Consider the following 18,857-nt stretch of genomic DNA (forward strand, 5'->3'; position numbering starts at 1 on the left):
TTTAAGCGCCCAAGCCACCATTACCGGACAGACTGCTATGGCCCCATTTTGTGAAGCTTTCACCGAGCTACCGATGCGCTAGGAGCAGACGGGCAGCTAACAACCCGATTGCAGACAAATCGACAAGGGCCGGACTGCCCGAAGACGGCCCGACCCAATTAGGGTACAGCGACCCCAGTCCTTGTCGATCCCTTACTCGGCGATCTCATCCGACGCGGGTTCCGGCGAGACTTCATCGCCGCTGGAAGCCGATCCGCTTCCCTCACCGGTGATCAGCGCGCTCCCGCTACCGGTGAGATTGTCAGCGGGGGTTGTGGTGGGGCCCTCGCGGGTGTTGACGACCAGCTCGCGGATCTCGCCCCTGCGCGTCGCAACGATGTCGCGGACATTGCCCAGCTGCTCGCCAGAGGGGAGGTTGACCGGCGTTTCAGGAGCGACGGCAAAGGCGCCTTCTCCATCCGCCGCCCCGCTGCCAACAACTTCGAGCATGCCGTTATCGAGCGAGCCTGCACCCGAAGCGGTACCTCTGGCTGCTCCTGCGACACTCCCGGCCTGTCCAGTAAGACCGGAGCCACGTTCGCGTGCTGCGCCGACTGCAGGGGTAGCTAGATTGCGGACGGTGGACACTCCGTTGCGGGCACGGCCCACGGTGTCACCGGCGGCGCTGCGAACCGCATCGGTACCGATCAGCTGGGCATTCGCGCCACCCGAACCCGAGGCACTGCTTGAACCCGATGCGTCGCTCGTAACCATACCGTTCGGCGTTTCGAGCAGCTGGCTGGTCGTCGCGTCAAGTCCGGCGTCAAGCGAGCGGTTGATCGAGACTTCACCGCTATCGCGATTCACATTCTGATCGCCACTGGTCGAAGCGTTGCCACGAGCGGCACCGCGAGTGGTCGAGCGGATACGATCGGTCGAGCTGCGCAGCGTCGTGTCGACCGTGCTGTTGATCGTGCCGGTCACGCCGCCGAGGCCGCCACCGCCCAGAATCTGGGCATGTGCGGGAGCCGCCATAAGGGTGAGTGCCGAAGCGGCGAGCATGAGATGTTTCATTCTGTTTCCCTTTCTAGCTTTCTAGCGAATGCGAAATCTTCGCTTTCTGCATCCGCTTGAAAGGAAAACGGGCGAGGGGTTTCGCTTAATCCAAGAAAACTCGAAAAACTTGTCAGCGCCCCGTGCAGGAGGCGCAAACAAGGCCGCGCCCAAAGATCTCGTCATGCCCCTTTGCGCCAAGGTCTTCGGCTTCGCTGTCGAGCGCACTGCGCCAGCTGCGTCCTCGCGCGATTGCTTGCGAGGTGCGCGCGGCGACGAGGGGGGTGGCGAAGGAAGTTCCACGCAGTTCGACCCGGCGCCCCTTCGCGTTTCGGCCATAGATGTCGGCACCCGGGGCCGCGTAATCGAGATGGAGCGCGCGCCCCGCCTCGATCAGCGGCCGCCGCTTGCCATCGACCGCAGTGACGGCCACCACGCCCGTGTAGGAAGCGGGATAGGATGGCGGCGATGCAGGGCCGTCGTTACCGACCGCCGCGACCACGACCGTACCCTTGCTCTGCGCCGCAGCGATGGAACGGCCCAGAACCGAATTGCGCGGTCCCACAAGACTGATCGTTACCACCTTGCTGCCCCGCGCGACCAGCCAGCCGAGCCCCTTGGCAATGGCGAGGGCATTTCCGCCCGCCTTGTCCGTTCCATAGACATCGGCGACGCGGATAGGCCCGGCACCTGCGTAGGCCAGAAGCGATGCGACCGCACTACCGTGATTACTCGGATAGGGAGCTCCTTTCGCAAATCCGCGGATTTCGGAGACCTTGACCGCAGAACTGGGAGCACCATCGATCATGCCGACCGGCGCCCCTGCGGAACTGGTCGAAGAAGCTGAGAGCGCAACTATTGCCACACCCGCATTGCCAGATTGAAAATGCAAATTGTCGGCGGAAATTTCGGCACCGGGAAGGAGGCCGCGCAATTCCTTTTGGCCCTCGGAGAGGCTCATGCCTTCCGGAACCCCGAGCCGCACGACAGCGAAGTCCAACCCCTCGATATTTTCGCGAGAAAGAACCGTGAAGCCGCTCTGGCTCGCGCGCTCCAGCGCCTCCTCCGGCGCATCCATGACCAGCAATTCACCCCGACGCGCGGGCGCCCCGCTTACGTCGAGCTCGATTGCATCGCTGTTCCGCCTCACGAGGCGATCAATCCGCCGAAGCCGGTCGCGCGCGAGCTTTTCGACCTGCCGTTCGATCTCACGCGTGCTCCGCTCGAGGGTGTCATCGGCCTGGTCGAGCACCCCGCCAACATCGGGCACACCGACGCGAGGCAGCGAAACCTGCGCAGCCAAGGGGGCGGCTAGCAGCGCAAAAAGCGCACAAATGAGGAAAAAGGGACGCATGGCTCTGTCGCTACTCCACTAAAACGCATTAAGCATGGATGAAACGCATCGGGTCATCCGTTTAATCCCTGGAAGGCAAAGACACTGAGCACATCGTTCGAGTCCGACTTGTTGGCCTTGATGCCCCGGCTGCGCCGTTTTGCAGTCGGGCTCGCTGGCAATCCGTCCGACGGTGACGATCTTTGCCAGATGACGATCGAGCGCGCCCTGTCCAACCGGTCCAAATGGGCCGAGGGCACGCGGCTCGACAGCTGGATGTACCGGATCATGCGCAATATCTGGATCGATGAGGGCCGCAAGGTTACGCGAAGCCGCGAGACATTCGTGGCCGAAGAAGCCGGCGCAGGCGTCGGCGGTGACGGCGCACAGGAATCGGCAGTGGAATTGTCCAACATCGACCGCGCCATGCAGAAATTGCCCGAAGACCAGCGCGAAGCCGTGCTGCTCGTTATGGTCGAAGGCTACGCATATAAGGAGGCCGCCGAAATCGTGGGCTGCCCCGTGGGGACACTGAACTCGCGTCTCGTACGCGGGCGCGACGCGTTGATGGGCTTCCTGGGAGAAACAACATGAGCATCACCAGCGAAGAACTCGCGGCTTTTGCCGACGGTCAGCTCTCGGGTGAGCGCGAGACTGAAGTGGCAGCCGCAGTCGCTGCCGATTCCGCATTGATGGAAGAGGTTGCCAAACATCGCGCGCTCAAGACGATGCTCAAGGGCCATTTCGAGCCGATCGCCGAAGAACCGGTCCCTGAGCAGCTTGCGGCAATGCTGCAGCCGACTGCAAAGACCGAAGCTCCGGCAGAAGTCGTCAATTTCGCCGCAGCAAAAGAGCGCCGCGATGAGAAGCGCAAGATACCGCGCTGGGGCTGGATTGCTGGTCCTGCCCTCGCTGCATCCCTCGCCATCGCCGTCTTCTTGCCGCGCGGCGGTGAAGGACCCGAAGGCTATGCCGATACCGAGCTCGCTTCTGCGCTCGACCAGACACTGGTCGCCGAGCAGCAGCGAGATGCCGATACGCGTATCCTGCTGAGCTTCCGCAATGCTGACGCCGAATTCTGCCGGGCCTTCAGTGGCTCGGAAGGTGGCGGCATCGCCTGCCGCGACGAGGCTGGCTGGAAACTGGAAGCACTCGGGGAAGGCAGCGAAGCATCGGAAACCGAATACAGTATGGCTGGAGCCGGCGATGGCGAGATCCTCGCGATCGCACAGGAACTCGCCGCAGGTCCTGCACTCGATGCCGAAGCAGAAGCGGCCGCCCGCGAAGCGGGCTGGCGCTAGGACCGGTTCCCACCCTCCCCCAGGCAAGGCCGCGCTCCCCAACGGGATCGCGGCCTTACTTTTGCGGGTCTATCGCCGCAGGCACGAAAAAGGAAGGACCGGCGGGACGACCGATCCTTCCTAGAGGGTCGGTCTCGTGCAGGAACACGCGAGACCGCGGGAGTTCGTCAGGGGATTATTCGACCACGATCACCTGGCCGTAGCGATAGCCACGTTCGGCCATTTCCTTGATGTAGTGCTCGCGCTCGCCCTTGAGTTCGTGACCATATTCTTCCCACGCATCGCGCAGGTCTTCGATGTCCGAGGCGCGGCGAAGGTCGCTCGTGAGCTCTTTCTGTGCTTCGGTGATGTCGATGCGGTAGTCGAACCAGAAGCGGTTCTCGATCCCGGCGATCGGGCTGGAAATGATCTGCGCCTCTTGGTCGCGGGCGTATTTTTCTTCATGCAGCATGGGGACCGCGGCTGTCGCGGCAGTGGCAAGGCCGAGGACGATCATCGGCAGGGTAGCGGTGAATTTCATGACGTTCTCCTTTTGCGGCCGGGCGCCCCTGCGACCGGCTTGAAAGGAAAACGGACGGACGTGACCGCTTAATCCATCCGCTGGCACATTTTTTATGCGCAACGGCAAGAACAGGGGGCCGCTCCTTATGGAGCGCAAATGCTCGCCGCATTTCGATAAGCGCATTAGCCGAATTATCCGCACCCCACCCAGTTCCTGACTGATTTACCGAGCGGGCGCTCTGCCAAAAGCGGACAGGCAGCTAACGACCCGATAGCGGTCATCGTAAAGTAATGTTCGCGCTCCAGCTTCTGTCGACCGAAGCGTGGCCTCAATCAATACTCAGTTGGCCGCGGATCGCGCCATTAGGATAATCCGACGTATGGACTTGGACGTAATATTGCTGCGGTCCAGAAGTCAGAATTTCGTCGGCGAGACCAGTGCGCTCGACACAGCCGTTCCAGCCTTGCCCTTCAGCACCCTCCAAAGCGGCTACCACAGGCCCATTCTGACCTGCCACACCGCGATGGATATGCGCGCCAGTAGCGGCACCGATATTGCGGACGTTCCAAACATTATAGCAGACCGCATCCGTGTCGCGGGTAACGGTCACCTGGGCTACCGCAGTTCCGTCTGGGTCGCCTGTTCCCACAACTGATGCACCGTTCAATTCCGCGTCATAGGTTGCTTCCACGAACCCGACGGTGTCGCTATCAATTGTCGAGCAAGCAGCGAGGGAAGACAGGGCGGCCAGCGACGTAAGGCTGCGAATAATCATTAGCGTTCCCCTTGTTTAAAATAATGGACTTGTCGGTCATCTGACCGCGCGCGCAAGTGGTGCGCCCTAGAGGTCGATCTTTTCGCGTGCAGTCATAAATGTCCTATTCGGTGCACCTACGCCGGCTGCGACTACCGCAGCCACTAATGAGAGCAGCGAGGCAAAAAACGCGTACCAGCTAGCTGCAGAGAGTGCGTCCAGCGCATTCTCGGCAGTTTGTCCTGCTTGTGCGCGAAGCTGCTCTTCGTCCACGCTTGCGATCTCGCCTTCTACCGCATCGACTGCTTCTTCGGCACGATTCATCGCCTCTTCACGGGACACACCGCCCGGCTCGAGCACGGCTTCAGTACCAGTCCGCGCGGCAGTGGCTGCCGCCTCAGCAGCACCTGACACAGCGCCCATCGCTGTGTTGGCTACGGAACCAGCTGTGCTCGCAGAAAACCAGAGCATGACAATCGTCAGAAGACCCCAGACGCTGGCGCCATGGGCGTTTGCGGAGCGCTTTTCAGGGATGCCCGACAGATGGCCGGCTACATAGCCTCCCACAGCCAGCGCAATTATACTGGTGACGACCCACCAAATACCGGCACCAATTCCTACGCCATCGAAAGCAGAACCTTGTTGGGGGTCAATTGCACGGAATCCGAAAGCAGTACCTAGCATTCCCAAAAGCGCGATCAATCCCAGCGCGATGACCGTTCCAGAAAAGATTGCGCCCCATGAAACGCGGCTCAATAAGGCCGGTGCATCCGTAGTGCTCAAAATTTCCGCGTTACTTTCAGACTGTTCGAATCCCGCCATTTCTCGTCTCCTCGATCTATTTCTTTCTGAAAGATGAACGAATCGTGACATTTCGGGTTCCATCTTTCCCGATGGGATGCGTGGGTATGATTGAGGGCTAACGGTTCAGGCTGAATATGGCTGCCCCCTGTTTGGCATGGCCGCGCTTAATTTCTAGCGGGAGGGGCTCGGTTGATCTCCGGACTTCTTTTGCAGGCACTCGCAGCTGTCGATTCTCTCGGTTTCACGGGAGGCATCGCGCACCGTCGCCTGTTTTGTTGGCTTCGTTAAAGACACTTCCTCAGTGACCGCATCCCACCCTAGTTCGCGACGCCTTCACCGAGCTGGCGCTGTGCCACTAGCGGACGGTCAGCTCACGACCCGGATGCGGACCATCACTAAATCTTGTCTCCATGTCCTCTAGTTGCTCTGATTTCGGACATTCAGATGGTAGCTCTGTGGTCTCGAAAGCTGCCGGTCAAAATCCAATTCCGATCCTGAGCCCGAGACGAGCGTCTGGAGCATCGCTGGACAATCCGGCGCGGGCATCGACACCCAAGCGAATGCGAGTGGAAAGGCTGGTGTCCAAACCTACACCGAGTGATTGATGGTCTTCGACATTGGCGGTGGCCGATTGCTCGTAACTATAGGATGCTGTAACCGAACTCGTGTTGCTCAGAAGGAAATGACTGCCCACGCGTCCGGCTACGGTGTTTTGGACATCGAAGCCTTCGAGTTCGCCAACGACCGTGTAACTGGCAGAAGCGAAGGGAACGGTCCGCCCAGTTCGCCGCGAGACTTGACCGCTCACTCCATAATCGAGCTCGCCTGTTCCCAAGGCTTTTTCTCGAGAAGCGGTAGGAACCTTCACGTGGCCGGCGACAAACGCGTCAAAACTTCCTATTGGGAATGCGTATCCGCCCTGCAGGATGAGATCACCGATACCTTCTCGGGTAACCTCGCGAGACTGCGTAGATGGCTGAGAGAGAAGCGGTGTGCCAAGCACGCCGCCATTGCTGACGATGAGCTCCTCGGGCGCTGTTGTGACCACATATGGGATAAAAGTGGCAAGAGAGAAACGACCGGAACGTGCAGAGATTCCAGTGCTCAGGGAAACGGTTTCATAGCCTTGGCCATTTACATTCCCGGAGGCATACTTGGCGCCAGCCAACAAGGTAACATCCGTTTCAGAGACCTCTTCAGTATTTGGCGCTACTTCTGCCTCTTGAGCGGCTGCTGGGACGCCCAGGCTAATTGAGATGAGAGTTAGTATTGCGTTCCGCATGGCGATCCCTTTGTCTGAAACTTCGTGTGCAGGCTTGGCGAAAAGGCCGGGTCACCTTTTGAGGCGATCCGGCCTTCGCTTCTTCGTGGCGGCTGCTTATTCAGTGCCGCTCGCGTCTGCGGCAGCCTCGCTGGAAGCTGAGCCGCCGGCCTGACCTGCGATGAGAAGGGTGCCGCTAGCCGTCAGATTTCCGGCTAGAATGGTCGTGAGACCGTCTTTGGTCTCGACGACCAGTTGGCGCACCTCGCCGCTGCGGGTGGCGACAATGTCGCGCACGGTGCCGAGGTGCTCGCCCGACGGGAGCTGGACCGGCATGCCCGGGGCTACGGCAAAGGAACCTTCGCCTTGCGCTGCGCCGCTGCCTGAAAGGGCGAAGACGCCGCTGTCGATCATGCCTGCGCCAGCAGCCACACCGCTAGCTGAAGCGGCAATGCTGCCAGCTTGGCCAGTTGCGCCAGAAGCGCGCTGGCGGGCTGAGCTGGCGGCGGAGGTCGCGACGTTGCCCACTGTTGAAGCTGTTCCACGTACTGTGCCGGTCACAGCATCGGTGCTGATCAACTGAGCATTGGCGCTACCCGAACCCGCGGCATCGGCAGAGCCCGAGGCATTGCCAGACGCCTGGCCGCCAGGCGTGTCGAGCAGTTGGCTGGTGGTTGCATCTAGGCTTGTGTCCGCGCTGCGGTCGATGGCAACGCTGCCATTTTCTCGGTCAACATTTTGGCTGCCGCGCGTGGCGGCATCGGCGCGGAGCGTGCCGCGGGTCGTCGAACGCACGGTTTCCGTCGGTGCACGAACAGTGGAATCGATCTTGCCGTTAAGCGACCCAGTAACGCCCGCCGGGCCGCCGCCTCCAAGCAGTTGGGCGTGGGCAGGAGCTGCAATCAGGGTAAGCGCCGAAGCGGTAAGCACGAGAGTCTTCATGGTCGGTTCCTTTCTATTTGCGGATGCAAAGGGCGTCGGTGCATCCGCTTGAAGGGAAAACGGGTGGACTGCGGCGATTAATCCATCGAAGTCCAAAAAATCTCAACGTCTCGTACAGGCGGCGCAAACGAACCCCTGCCGTATTTGTCGTCACTCATCTTCGTCGAGCTAGCGATGAACAAGGACCGGTCGGGCGGGGAACGACCCAATTTCAGCCATATCGCGACATCCCAGACCAACGTGACGTCGGGCGTGCTCATGTGACCGTAGCTCAACGTGGGCGCTAGGGTCCAGACGACTGGCTGTCGAATATAGCTTCGAGCGGCTGCTAAAAAGTGCTGCAATTCGGAACGCCAAAGAGAGAGATTGATCGTGCTTCCCGTTTTCAATTGGATTGAGTGCCGGGAGAGACACTGCAAAGCAGTGCCGGGAGAGACACTGCAAAGCGCTCGCCCAACTCAGCTTGGCCCGATGCTCTGTACATGCGGAGCTCTCTCACTTGGTTGTTCACGATTAAAAGCCCGAGCGCCCCCGGGAGCTGGCTAGGAAAAGGAGCGTCCAGTTTTTCGGAACGAAAAGGGCCGCTCACCCTTGATCAGGTGACAACATTCACCGTCAATCAGGAGTGTTCTTATGAAGAAGACAGTCGCTACCCTTTCACTTGCTGCCGCACTCGCCACTACCGCCTGCACAACCTATGGCAACGATGCTTACGACGGCGCCGCCGCTGCCGACTCTATGGCAAACGACCCCGCGATGATTTCGGTTAACATTGTGGAGACGATCGTCGACTCGCCCAACCACACCACCCTGGAAAGCCTCGTCAAGAGCGCCGGGTTGGTCGAAACCCTCTCGGGAGATGGCCCGTTCACTGTTTTTGCACCAACTGACGCGGCTTTTGATCGCGTACCGTCGCAAACTGTAAATGCGCTCACGCAAGCATCCAATCGCGAAATGCTGCGCGGCGTTTTGACGTATCATGTCGTTCCGGGGCGCTTCTCCGCGGGAGATTTAACGCAGCGCATCCGGAGCGGCGGCGGAACCGCCACGCTTACGACCGTGCAAGGGACGCAGCTCAGGGCGACTCTGGAGGGCAATAAGGTGAAGATCACAGATGCAACCGGAGCATCCGCTTATGTAGAAAATGCAGACATCCTGAATTCGAATGGCATTATCCATTCCATCAGCGGTGTTCTGATGCCTCGTAGCTGAGCTTCAGCACGGTAGCCCGACTCCATGGCCGCGTTTGCAGAGGGCGCGGCCTTTCGATTTCAGGTCGGACCACAATCTTGGCATTTCTCGTGTTTTCCCGGCACAACCTCGACCTATGGCGGATTGTCGTCTTCCCACCCACTTCGTGACTGATTTGCCGAGCTAGGACGGTGCCAAGAGCGGTCCAGCAGCTAACGACCCGGAAACAAACAATCTCTGCCTATGAGCTCCTCGTGTTCTTTCTCTGCGAATGGAACAAGGAGCCGATCGCACAAGCAACCGCGTTTTCGGCGCTTCGCGGATCTCGCAATGATCCCGTCAGCACGATCCCGAGGCGATATTTGCCGATCTCGCTCGTTCCGAAGTTGATGTCGCAACGCGAAGCTTGTCCTTCGGTGGGACCTGTGCATTCCTCACTTCCGCTAGTTTGAGCCAGCGCCTCTTCGGCAGCTTGCATGAGCTGTTCACGCAAGGAGAACACGTCCACGTCGGGTTCGAAGGTCATTTCAAAGGCGTGATCGACGTCCCTTCCACCGTGGGGAAGAACTTTCGCCGGGGAGCTGAACAGCAGGCTGTATGGCAAAGTGACCATCCGACCCGTGGGCATGATCGATCCCTCCCGGCTTTCGAATTCTTGCAATCGTGTCGCCAACAGATTGAGGTCGAGAACCTCGCCTTTGGTCGTGCCGATCTCGATCATGTCCCCGACCGAGAAAGCTCTGGTAAAGGTGCGCAGAGCAGCGCCTGAAAGACAGAGAATGAGTTCCTTGGTCGCTACGACGATCGCGACTGCTACCGCCGTGAGCGACAGGGCGAAGGTTCGCAACTGCGGCGCCCAGATCATGACCAGACCTATGACCGCGATCAGGAGGAGCAAATTACGGAAGTTCGCCGTCCAACGCCGGGCTACCTGCTCGGTGAGATCATCGCGACGCCGTAACGTCCGACCCGCGATCAGCCTTGCGGCGAGCAGGACCAGAAGAAGCGAAACCGACGCAAACGCATCGGATGTGTAGAAGGCGGAAGGAATCTCGAAGTTCATTTTTTCTCCGTTGGAGCTCGCTTTTTAGCGCAATTGTGGATCTATCCGATGACGGCCTGACTGATCGACACAGCAACACTTGTCTGCAGTGGACGCGTTCATAAGAGGTAAGAGGACTAGAAGCAGGGCAGTTCAAATTGGACAGGATCGAGGCAATGAGTTGGATATAAAAAGGAAGTCCGTTCGTCCGTTTGTCGTCAGAAGCGTTGCTGCCAAAAAGTTTAAGAGCTTTGCGGGCGTAGAAAAAAGGGACAGGTTACCGGCCCATCCCTTGATCGTCACGACCGATCTTCGGAACGGAAGTCTGGACACCCTAGATGCCTATCTCAAGAAGCACGGCGGTATTCCCGATCGCGAAGTAAGACCGGTGATTGACTCACCGTACAATGTCTTTGTCTTATTCCGCTTTGCGCCCCAGTTTCGGTCATTCCGATTGTCGATCAGCGATCCCAAGAGCGGCCGTTCCTCCCAATAGGGGCACCGAACTAATGGGTCCCAATCAGAAGCACATGTCACTGCACGCCTAGTGCCTTGACGCCCGGGGGCGACTTCCTCGGAACCGGGCCGTACCGCGCCATAGGCAGACAACAATCTGAATGGATGGCTAAGCGGTGCGTCTATAGGGGAGCGGTTTTGGTAACATAACCAGCTCTCTTGATTTTCTTCAGTAAAATCAAAGACAAGTGGCGGAGACGGAGGGATTCGAACCCTCGATACCCGTTACCAGGTATGGCTCCTTAGCAGGGAGCTGGTTTCAGCCACTCACCCACGTCTCCGCATCGCTGGCCATCGGCTGCGAGGGGCGCCCTATAGCCAGCACTTGGGCACCCTTCAAGGAAGAAATCGGGCGCTTTCCAATTCAGTTCGCCTGCCGCCGCGCAGACTCGTTTCGACGCATTTCGGATTCGGTTCATCGCCCTTTCATTGCGCGGGTGCTCGAATGGGATTCTGTTTGCGGTGCAGCGCCCTGCGCGCCTGCCCCCGACGCCGGACAAAGGGATCGAAATGAACACCTTCACCAAATTCGCTAGCGGCCTGATGGCTGCCTTCTCGCTGGCCGTGACCCCGCTTGCCGCGCAGGTCGAAAGTGTCGACCCCGACGCGGCCTGGGACGCGCCGATCGATGGCGATCTGGAACAGCCGGGCGGCAGCGAGCTTCCCCCGGTGGACGACAGCGCCCCTCCGGCTGCCGAAAGCGAACCCGGCTTCGGCTGGGAGGCCGAGGCGCAGGCGGATGCGCAGCCGCAGTGGAACGAGACCGAGGCGGAAGCCGACGTCGCAACCGGCGAGACGACCGAAGTCGCTACGGTCGATCCCTCCGCCACGACCTATCGCGAGGACGACCTCATCGGGGCGGCCGAAGGCGTCTTCGGCAAGGGCGCGGAAGGTGTCGCCAAGATGATCCGCAAGCTCCTCAAGGACCAGGGCGAACCCAACGGCTACATCGTCGGGCGCGAGGCAGGCGGCGCCTTCGTGATCGGCGCGCGCTACGGTTCGGGCACGCTGTTCCATAGGATCGAGGGCGAGATGCCCGTCTACTGGACCGGCCCCTCGGTCGGGTTCGACGCGGGCGCCAATGCGGGCAGCACCTTTGTCCTCGTCTACAACCTTTACGACACCGAAGAGCTCTACGAACGCTTCCCCGCCGCCGAAGGCACGGCCTATGCGGTGGGCGGCCTCAACGCGAGCTATGTGCGCAAGGGCGATGTCGTACTGATCCCGATCCGCGTCGGCGCGGGCCTGCGCCTCGGCGTCAACGCGGGCTACATGAAGTTCTCCAAGAAGCAGAAGTGGCTGCCGTTCTAGTCCGGCATACGAAAACAAGCGCCATTTGAGGGGCCGCAACCGCGTTTGAGGTTGCGGCCTCAAGCATATCTGCGCAAAGAGCGGGCCATGCTCGACACACTCTCCGCACAAGCGCCCGACGCCCTTCTCGCCCTGATCAAGATGCACGCAGACGACAGCCGTGAGGACAAGATCGATCTCGGCGTCGGCGTCTACCGCACCAATGAAGGCGCGACCCCGGTTTTCCGCGCGATCAAGCAGGCGGAGCGTAAGCTTCTCGAGGTGCAGGATTCCAAGAGCTACCTCGGCCCCGAAGGCGATGGCGGCTTCGTGAAGGCGCTGATGCCCTATATCTTCGGCGATAAATCGCCGCTGGCATCCCGTATCGAAGGCATGCAGACCCCCGGCGGGACGGGCGCGGTCCGCCTTGCCGTCGCGCTGGCGGTGAAGGCCGGCGTGAAGCGCATCTTCCTCGGCGTGCCGAGCTGGCCGAACCATGCCCAGATTCTCGAGGACGTCGGGGTGGAGATCGTCACCTTCAACCACGCGAGCGACGACGGCACGGCCGATCTCGACGCCGTGCTGGGCGCCATCCGCGATGCAAAGGGTGACGGGGCGGTGCTGCTGCACGGCTGCTGCCACAACCCGACCGGCATCGACTATACGGACGCGCAATGGGCCGCGATTGCCGATGCTTTTGCGCAAGACGGCGTGCTCCCGATCCTCGATATTGCGTACCAGGGTCTGGGGCAGGGCATGGAGGAAGACGTGGCCGGCGTGCGCACCGTGCTCGCGAAGGTGCCCGAGGCGCTGATCGCCTATAGCTGCGACAAGAACTTCGGCCTCTATCGTGACCGTGTGGGCGCTTTCTACATGATGGCGCGCGAGGAGGGGCAGCTTGCCGCCATCGCCTCCAACGCCAACGCGCTGGCCCGCGCCAACTGGTCCATGCCGCCCGATCACGGCGGTGCGGCGGTGCGCCTGCTGCTTGAAGACGAGGGCATGACGGCAATTTGGCTGGAAGAGCTTGACGAGATGCGCGCCCGCATGCGCCGCGTCCGCGATCGTCTGGGTGCGGCGGATAACGAGGTGCCGGGCCTCGGCCTTGCCGCGCTGGCGGAACAGAACGGCCTCTTTGCCATGCTGCCGCTCACCAAGGACCAGATCGCGACCCTGCGCGAGGATCACGCGATCTACATGGCCGGCTCGGGCCGCATCAACGTGGCCGGGCTGCACGCGGACAATATTGACAAGTTCATCGCCGCGCTGGGTAATGTGACCAAGGGCTGAGCGGGCATGACGCTCGACCGGCAACCCGTGCTGGAGACCGAGCGGCTGCACCTGCGCCCACTGGCCGAGGTTGACCGCGAGGCGCTCTACGCCATCGCGTCGGACCCTGGCGTGTGGGAACAGCACCCGATCCACGACCGCTGGCGGCGCGAGGTGTTCGACGCCTTCTTCGATGAGAGCCTCGGCTCGGGTGGCGGGCTGGCTGTGGTGCGCACAAGCGATTCCGCGATCGTCGGCCACTCGCGCTATGGCGAGGTCGAGCTGGACGAGGAAGCCGATGCGGTCGAGATCGGCTGGACCTTCCTTGCGCCCACGTGCTGGGGTAAGGGCCTTAACCACGAGATGAAGCGCGCCATGCTCGCCCATGCCTTCGAGGCGATCGACGTGGTCGAGTTCCGCGTCGGCGACACCAACTACCGCTCGCGAAACGCGCTGGAAGCTATCGGCGCGGTGCGCACCGAACACTACGAACTGGAACGCTATCAGGGCAAGCGCGTGGTCCACCTTGTGTATGCCATCACCCGCGAGGCGTTCGCGCGCGGACCGCTTGCGTAGTGGAGGAGAGAAGTTGGACTGCCGCAGGGCAGCGCTACAGGATGGAGCGGGTGGAGCACGGTCCTGGGTAGGAAATTTCTCCGAGGCGAAACCGCGCAGCGGGCGCGCGAATTCGGTTTGTGAGCGGTGCAGGTCCATCCGTGAGGATGTGGCAAAGACTTTGGCAGTAGGAAATCGCAGGTATTGGGTGGGAAGCGAACGTAGGGCTCCCGCCGGCAGACGTATGCCGCCATATCTGTAACCAATGACCTCAGCCTGCGTCGGCAGTTCGATGTCCTGACATTCTTTTGGACAAACAAGGAAGGCGTGACCGGCCTGAAGGGCCTGGACTTGGTGGACGCTGCTCTTTGTCGCTTGCCAAGCGTCGAAAAGTGACTAATTCGCGACAAGATGGGCTGGCAGGGCGGAAGCGTTCCGCTGCGGGCCTGAGGATCTCCGGCCAATGCTTCTGGACCGAGTAAAGCCGCTCGACGCGATTCTCGCGACGGCGAAGAAAAAAGCACTCAAGCGCACTCTGGGGCCGATCCAGCTGATGCTGTTCGGGATCGGCTGTATCATAGGGACGGGTATTTTTGTGCTCACCGCAGCTGGTGCACAGAAGGCCGGGCCTGGTCTGATGCTCGCTTTCGTGATCGCCGGGCTTGTCTGCATCGTCGCGGCACTATGCTATGCCGAGATCGCATCGATGATCCCGGTGGCGGGTTCGGCATACACCTATTCCTACGCCACTATGGGCGAGTTTCTCGCCTGGACGGTGGGTTGGGCGCTTATCCTCGAATACGCCATCGCCGCAGCGGCGGTCTCGGTAGGTTGGTCGGGTTATTTCGCCGGGACGATCCTCAACGAGTTTCTTGGGATAGAGCTACCTCAATGGCTGGCTGCCGGGCCGCTGGCGCTCGGGGGCGAACCGGGTGGCTTCATCAACCTGCCCGCGCTGGTGATTGCACTGCTGATCACCTGGCTGCTGATGATCGGCACCAATGAAAGCGCCCGCGTCAACGCGGTGCTGGTCCTAATCAAGGTGGTCGCGCTCACCGTCTTCATCGCGCTGACGTTTACCAGCGCGGAGTTCGACGTCGACAAGTTCAATCCCTTCCTGCCCGCGGGAGTATTCGGCGGCTTCGGTTCCGGGGTCGGCGCGGTCGGCGCGGCGGCGACGATCTTCTTTGCCTATGTTGGCTTCGATGCGGTCTCGACCGCGGCGGAAGAGACCAAGAACCCGCAGCGCAACGTGCCCATCGGCCTGGTCGGCTCGCTGTTGTTCTGCACCGTGTTCTATATTTTCGTTGCGGCGGGTGCAATCGGCACGATCGGCGGGCAACCGATCATGGGGCCGGACGGGATTCCTTTCCCGGCCGGTTCGGAAGAGCTCGCTCTGCAATGCGCGATGCCGCAATACGCTGCCTCGCTGGTCTGCTCGGACGAGGCACTGGCCCATGTGCTGCGACAGATCGGGTTTTCCAGCGTGGGCAATATGCTCGGGATTGCGGCGTTTTTCGCTCTGCCTTCGGTCATTCTTGTGCTGCTGTTCGCGCAGACCCGCATCTTCTTTGTGATGAGCCGCGACGGGCTGCTTCCAGAGGGGCTTTCAAAGGTCCACCCCAAGTGGAACACGCCCTATGTGGTGACCGCCATCACCGGCGTAATCGTGGCGTTTGGCGCGGCGTTCTTCCCGGTGGGTCAGCTCGCAGACATCGCCAATGCGGGAACGCTCTATGCCTTCCTAATGGTGGCGGTGGCTGTGATGCTGCTGCGCCGCAGCGATCCTGGCCGGAAGCGCGATTTCCGTACTCCAGCACTTTGGCTGGTCGGTCCGGCGACGATTTTCGGTTGCGCCTTCCTGTTCCTTAACCTGCCCACGGAGGCGATGTTCGTGCTGCCGATCTGGACGCTTATCGGACTGGTAATCTACTTTGCCTACAGTCGCAGGCACAGCCACTTGGGGCGGGGCATTGTCGAGGTGCACGAGCCCGAGTATGCGGAAATCGAACCCGGGATCCCCGGTTTCGACGAGCCCAACGGCTCATAGCCGTCATGCAATCCGTTCGAACCACTTGATTTGCGTTAGCCTGACGCACCTTTCTCTATGCTGCTCGAGGTCATATAGATGCTGATGCTAACCGTCCGCAATCGGGTCGTTAGCCGCCACTAACCCGCCAAGCTCTGCATCCGCCTCAGATACCGCGCCAGCACGTCGATTTCGAGATTGACGCTGTCGCTTTCGGAGAGATCGCCCAGCGTCGTCACTTCGGCGGTGTGGGGGATGATATTGAGCGCAAAGTCGCAGGTGCCGTCGGTGCGGTCGCGCACGTTGTTGACGGTCAGCGATACGCCGTCGACGGTGATCGAGCCTTTCTCCGCCACGAAGGGGGCGAAGGCGCGGCTGATGCGGATGGCGAAGTGCCAGGAGCCGCCCTCTTCGCGTTTGGACACGGCCTCGCCCACCGTATCGACATGGCCGGTGACGAGGTGGCCGCCCAGCTCGTCGCCTAGGCGCAGGGCGGGTTCGAGGTTCAGCTTGCGGCCCTGCTCCCACATGCCGGGCACGGTTCGGCTGACGGTCTCGCCCGAAACGTCGAAGCCGATGCGCGCGTCTCCCTTCGTGCCGCCTAGTGTAACTACGGTCAGGCACACGCCGGAGCACGCGATCGAGGCGCCGATGTCGATGGTGTCGGGATCGAACGGGCAGGCGACCTCCACGCGTGTATCGCCGCGCTGCTCGACGCTTTCGATGGTGCCGATGGCGGTGACGATGCCGGTGAACATTTAGGCCTGATCCTCCTGTCTGGTGCGGCGATAGGCGGTGTAGGTGTCGCTGCCAAGCCGCCGGGTCTCGGCCAGTACCCAGCGGCCATGCGCCTCGGCAAGGCTGCCGAGCCCGATATCGCCAAGCGCGGGCGCGCCGTTCCCGATCAGGATCGGCGCGCGGTAGATTTCGAGCCGGTCGACGAGGTCGGCGCGCACGAAGCTTGCCGCCGCGCCTGCGCCGCCTTCGACATAGAGATAGTGCACGCCTTCGAGCTGCGCGATCTGGGCGGGATCGTTGATAACCTTCACCCCGTCGGGCGGAACGCCGCGGGAGAGGAGGACGCGCGCCGGGCTGCGATCCTCCAGCCCCGGCAGCCGCACATCGAGGTGCGGCTTGTCCTGCCGCCAGGTGCCGCCACCCACGAGTATCGCGTCGCTCATCGCGCGGCGCGAATGAACATGGGCCCGTGCTTCCTCGCCGGTGATCCACTGGCTCGACCCGTCGGCCATGGCGATGCAGCCGTCGAGCGACAGGGCGAGCTTCAGCGTGACATGAGGGCGTCCGCGATGCGCACGGATGAGATAGCCGGCCAGGCTCGCTTTGACGGCCTCTGTATAATCTTGCGAGACTTCAATCCCGGAGCGGCGCAGCCGTTCGAGGCCTTCACCCGAAGTACGCGGATCGGGATCGAGCGCGCCGACCACCACGCGGGCAACGCCCGCCTTGACCAGCAGGTCGCTGCAGGCCGGACCACGCGTCGAGCGATGGGCGCAGGGTTCGAGAGTGACATAGGCGGTGGCCCCGCGCGCCGCGCTGCCCGCCTGTTCGAGCGCAACCGCCTCGGCATGGGGCCTTCCGCCCTCACGCGTCCAGCCGCGCGCAATCACGCGGCCTTTGTTCACGAGAAGACAGCCTACCGCCGGATTGGGCCGGGCAAGCGGCCGTCCGCGCGACGCAAGCCGCGCGGCCGCATCCAGCCAGCGCGCATCACTCGCTGTCGGGATCAATCTGCTCGCCCGAATTGCCGTCGCGACCGCCGAACAGGCCGTCGAGCCGCTCGCGCTCGGCCTGTTCTTCGGCGGCGCGTTCGGCCTCGGCTTCGGCTTCCATGGCCTCGACATCGACACCGGTGGCGGCACCAAGCGCCTTGTAAATATCGCGGCGGCGCTGCTCGATCCGTTCGCGCTCGGCCTGGCGTTCGTCCTTGAGGGCCTGGTTCTCGAGATTGGACTGGCGGATTTCCTCGTCCGTCCGCCCTTCGGCGAAGGTGGTGATATAGGTCACCTGCGGCACTTCGGGCGGGTAGTAATATTCTTCCTTGGTCAGCCAGAAGAACAGCGTGCCGGTCATCAGGAAGGACGCAGCCAGGATCGGCCAGCGGTAGGGCGTTGGCTTCTTCCACTCGTTCCAGAAATCGGCAATGCCGCCGGCGGCGTTGAACCTCGATCGATAGCGCATGATGGTTACTTAATACGCCGCGACGATGAACGCTAGCCGAAGCTGGCGTAGAGCGAGCGGCCATGCTGCGAGAGCCAGCGATTCGCCGTCTCGATATCGTCCTCGTAGATCGAGCCGAGCAAGGCGTGGAAGGCGGGCGAATGGTCGAAATGGGCCAAGTGAGCGACCTCGTGCGCGACGACCGACCGGCGGATGGTGTCGGGGGCCTGCACCAACCGCCAGTTCAATCGCAGCACGCCCTCGCTGGAGCAACTGCCCCAGCGGCGCTTGGCGCGGGTCAGGCGGACGGGAGCCACGGGCAGGGAGGCCCGCGAGCAGTAAAAACCGGCGTCTTCCTCGAACAGGGCCAGGGCTTGCGCCTCGAGCCAGCGCGACAGGCGCTTGCCGAGCTTGTCCTCGGGGCCGCCGATGCGGAGCGACGTGTCGGTCAGCGCGGGTTTTCGCGGTGCGTCCGCGCTCCAGTCGACCGACAGGCGGCGGCCGCGATAGTCCAAGGCGCGCTCGCTCGCCGGATCGCGGCGTGGCGGAACCTTGGCCACCTGCTGCGCCAGCCAGTCGGCGCGCGAATGGGCAAAGGCGATGGCTTCCTTCGAGGCGCACCAGCGCGGCAGGGTGATCTGCACCGCGCTTCCATCGGGCGCGAGGCGCAGGGTCAGGCGCTTGGCGGTCGGATGGCGGCGCAGCTCGATCGGCAGGACGCGGCCGGCGATCTCGATCTCGGGATGCGCGTCGCGAAGCCATTCGATCATGCCGCGTCCTCCTCCCGCTCCTCTTCGCCGTCACCCCATTCGACGATGTGGTGTTCGAGCGGTCCGGCCTCGTCCTCGCTGATCACGC

At 61.8% G+C, this 18,857-nt stretch carries 19 protein-coding genes and 1 tRNA gene; 7 read left to right on the plus strand and 13 right to left on the minus strand.

The annotated features are described in order from the left end of the window. Positions 1 to 192: 192 nt before the first annotated feature. Together ED21_RS11255 and ED21_RS11260 are read right to left on the minus strand one after the other, a co-directional pair. Positions 193 to 1,053 carry a hypothetical protein gene (locus tag ED21_RS11255; protein WP_006834029.1) on the minus strand — a complete coding sequence of 287 codons (861 nt, stop codon included), beginning with the start codon at positions 1,051 to 1,053 and terminating at the stop codon, positions 193 to 195. Positions 1,054 to 1,165: 112 nt separating this feature from the next. Then, the gene (locus ED21_RS11260; protein ID WP_034922361.1) at positions 1,166 to 2,386 is read right to left on the minus strand and encodes a S8 family serine peptidase; all 1,221 of its coding nucleotides are present in this window, start codon (positions 2,384 to 2,386) and stop codon (positions 1,166 to 1,168) included. A 120-nt stretch (positions 2,387 to 2,506) separates the two neighbouring features. Between ED21_RS11260 and ED21_RS11265 the strand changes: the two genes are divergently transcribed. Next, positions 2,507 to 2,959, plus strand: coding sequence for an RNA polymerase sigma factor (locus tag ED21_RS11265; protein ID WP_034922364.1), 453 nt, complete (start codon positions 2,507 to 2,509; stop codon positions 2,957 to 2,959). Further along, on the plus strand, positions 2,956 to 3,666 hold the full coding sequence (locus tag ED21_RS14800; protein WP_006834032.1) for an anti-sigma factor: 711 nt from the start codon (positions 2,956 to 2,958) through the stop codon (positions 3,664 to 3,666). Before ED21_RS11265 ends, ED21_RS14800 begins: the two co-directional genes overlap by 4 nt. Positions 3,667 to 3,841: 175 nt before the next feature. Here ED21_RS14800 and ED21_RS11275 read toward each other — a convergent pair whose 3' ends face one another. The 5 genes from ED21_RS11275 to ED21_RS11295 form a co-directional block, all read right to left on the minus strand. Beyond that, entirely contained in the window at positions 3,842 to 4,186 is a 345-nt protein-coding gene (locus ED21_RS11275; protein WP_006834033.1) for a hypothetical protein, read from the minus strand. A gap of 310 nt (positions 4,187 to 4,496) precedes the next feature. Next, positions 4,497 to 4,943, minus strand: a complete 447-nt coding sequence (locus ED21_RS15175; protein WP_083800441.1) for a CHRD domain-containing protein — start codon at positions 4,941 to 4,943, stop codon at positions 4,497 to 4,499. Between the two features lie 66 nt (positions 4,944 to 5,009). Beyond that, complete coding sequence (locus ED21_RS14805; protein ID WP_006834035.1) at positions 5,010 to 5,744, minus strand: hypothetical protein; 735 nt, start codon at positions 5,742 to 5,744, stop codon at positions 5,010 to 5,012. 457 nt (positions 5,745 to 6,201) lie between these two features. Then, positions 6,202 to 7,008 carry a hypothetical protein gene (locus ED21_RS15440; RefSeq protein ID WP_156787447.1) on the minus strand — a complete coding sequence of 269 codons (807 nt, stop codon included), beginning with the start codon at positions 7,006 to 7,008 and terminating at the stop codon, positions 6,202 to 6,204. Between the two features lie 96 nt (positions 7,009 to 7,104). Continuing rightward, the gene (locus ED21_RS11295) at positions 7,105 to 7,929 is read right to left on the minus strand and encodes a hypothetical protein (protein WP_006834037.1); all 825 of its coding nucleotides are present in this window, start codon (positions 7,927 to 7,929) and stop codon (positions 7,105 to 7,107) included. 633 nt (positions 7,930 to 8,562) lie between these two features. Here ED21_RS11295 and ED21_RS11305 point away from each other — a divergent pair. Then, positions 8,563 to 9,141, plus strand: coding sequence for a fasciclin domain-containing protein (locus ED21_RS11305; RefSeq protein WP_006834039.1), 579 nt, complete (start codon positions 8,563 to 8,565; stop codon positions 9,139 to 9,141). 220 nt (positions 9,142 to 9,361) lie between these two features. Here ED21_RS11305 and ED21_RS14810 read toward each other — a convergent pair whose 3' ends face one another. Further along, positions 9,362 to 10,183 carry a mechanosensitive ion channel domain-containing protein gene (locus tag ED21_RS14810; protein WP_006834040.1) on the minus strand — a complete coding sequence of 274 codons (822 nt, stop codon included), beginning with the start codon at positions 10,181 to 10,183 and terminating at the stop codon, positions 9,362 to 9,364. A gap of 684 nt (positions 10,184 to 10,867) precedes the next feature. Then, a tRNA-Ser gene (locus tag ED21_RS11315) sits at positions 10,868 to 10,959 on the minus strand. Positions 10,960 to 11,188: 229 nt separating this feature from the next. Here ED21_RS11315 and ED21_RS11320 point away from each other — a divergent pair. From ED21_RS11320 to ED21_RS11335, 4 genes are all read left to right on the plus strand, one after another. Then, entirely contained in the window at positions 11,189 to 11,989 is an 801-nt protein-coding gene (locus tag ED21_RS11320) for a DUF1134 domain-containing protein (RefSeq protein ID WP_034922463.1), read from the plus strand. Positions 11,990 to 12,076: 87 nt separating this feature from the next. Then, positions 12,077 to 13,258 (plus strand): aromatic amino acid transaminase, encoded by a 1,182-nt coding sequence (locus ED21_RS11325; RefSeq protein WP_006834042.1) that lies wholly within the window; start codon positions 12,077 to 12,079, stop codon positions 13,256 to 13,258. A 6-nt stretch (positions 13,259 to 13,264) separates the two neighbouring features. After that, positions 13,265 to 13,813 (plus strand): GNAT family N-acetyltransferase, encoded by a 549-nt coding sequence (locus ED21_RS11330; RefSeq protein ID WP_006834043.1) that lies wholly within the window; start codon positions 13,265 to 13,267, stop codon positions 13,811 to 13,813. A 442-nt stretch (positions 13,814 to 14,255) separates the two neighbouring features. Continuing rightward, complete coding sequence (locus tag ED21_RS11335) at positions 14,256 to 15,842, plus strand: amino acid permease (RefSeq protein WP_006834044.1); 1,587 nt, start codon at positions 14,256 to 14,258, stop codon at positions 15,840 to 15,842. Between the two features lie 119 nt (positions 15,843 to 15,961). Here the strand turns inward: ED21_RS11335 and ED21_RS11340 are convergent, their stop codons facing one another. Genes ED21_RS11340 through ED21_RS11355 form a run of 4 tightly spaced genes read right to left on the minus strand, consistent with a single transcriptional unit; the run spans position 15,962 to position 18,769 of the window. Beyond that, the gene (locus ED21_RS11340; protein ID WP_006834045.1) at positions 15,962 to 16,579 is read right to left on the minus strand and encodes a riboflavin synthase; all 618 of its coding nucleotides are present in this window, start codon (positions 16,577 to 16,579) and stop codon (positions 15,962 to 15,964) included. Further along, the gene (gene ribD / locus ED21_RS11345; RefSeq protein ID WP_006834046.1) at positions 16,580 to 17,569 is read right to left on the minus strand and encodes a bifunctional diaminohydroxyphosphoribosylaminopyrimidine deaminase/5-amino-6-(5-phosphoribosylamino)uracil reductase RibD; all 990 of its coding nucleotides are present in this window, start codon (positions 17,567 to 17,569) and stop codon (positions 16,580 to 16,582) included. Then, positions 17,550 to 18,020 (minus strand): hypothetical protein, encoded by a 471-nt coding sequence (locus tag ED21_RS15815; RefSeq protein ID WP_006834047.1) that lies wholly within the window; start codon positions 18,018 to 18,020, stop codon positions 17,550 to 17,552. Before ED21_RS15815 ends, ribD begins: the two co-directional genes overlap by 20 nt. Before the next feature lie 32 nt (positions 18,021 to 18,052). Then, positions 18,053 to 18,769: a M48 family metallopeptidase gene (locus ED21_RS11355; RefSeq protein ID WP_006834048.1), complete on the minus strand. Its 717-nt coding sequence runs from the start codon at positions 18,767 to 18,769 to the stop codon at positions 18,053 to 18,055. Positions 18,770 to 18,857 lie beyond the last annotated feature (88 nt).

It is taken from the genome of Erythrobacter sp. SD-21 (genome assembly GCF_000181515.1).
Classification (GTDB): Bacteria; Pseudomonadota; Alphaproteobacteria; order Sphingomonadales; family Sphingomonadaceae; genus Qipengyuania.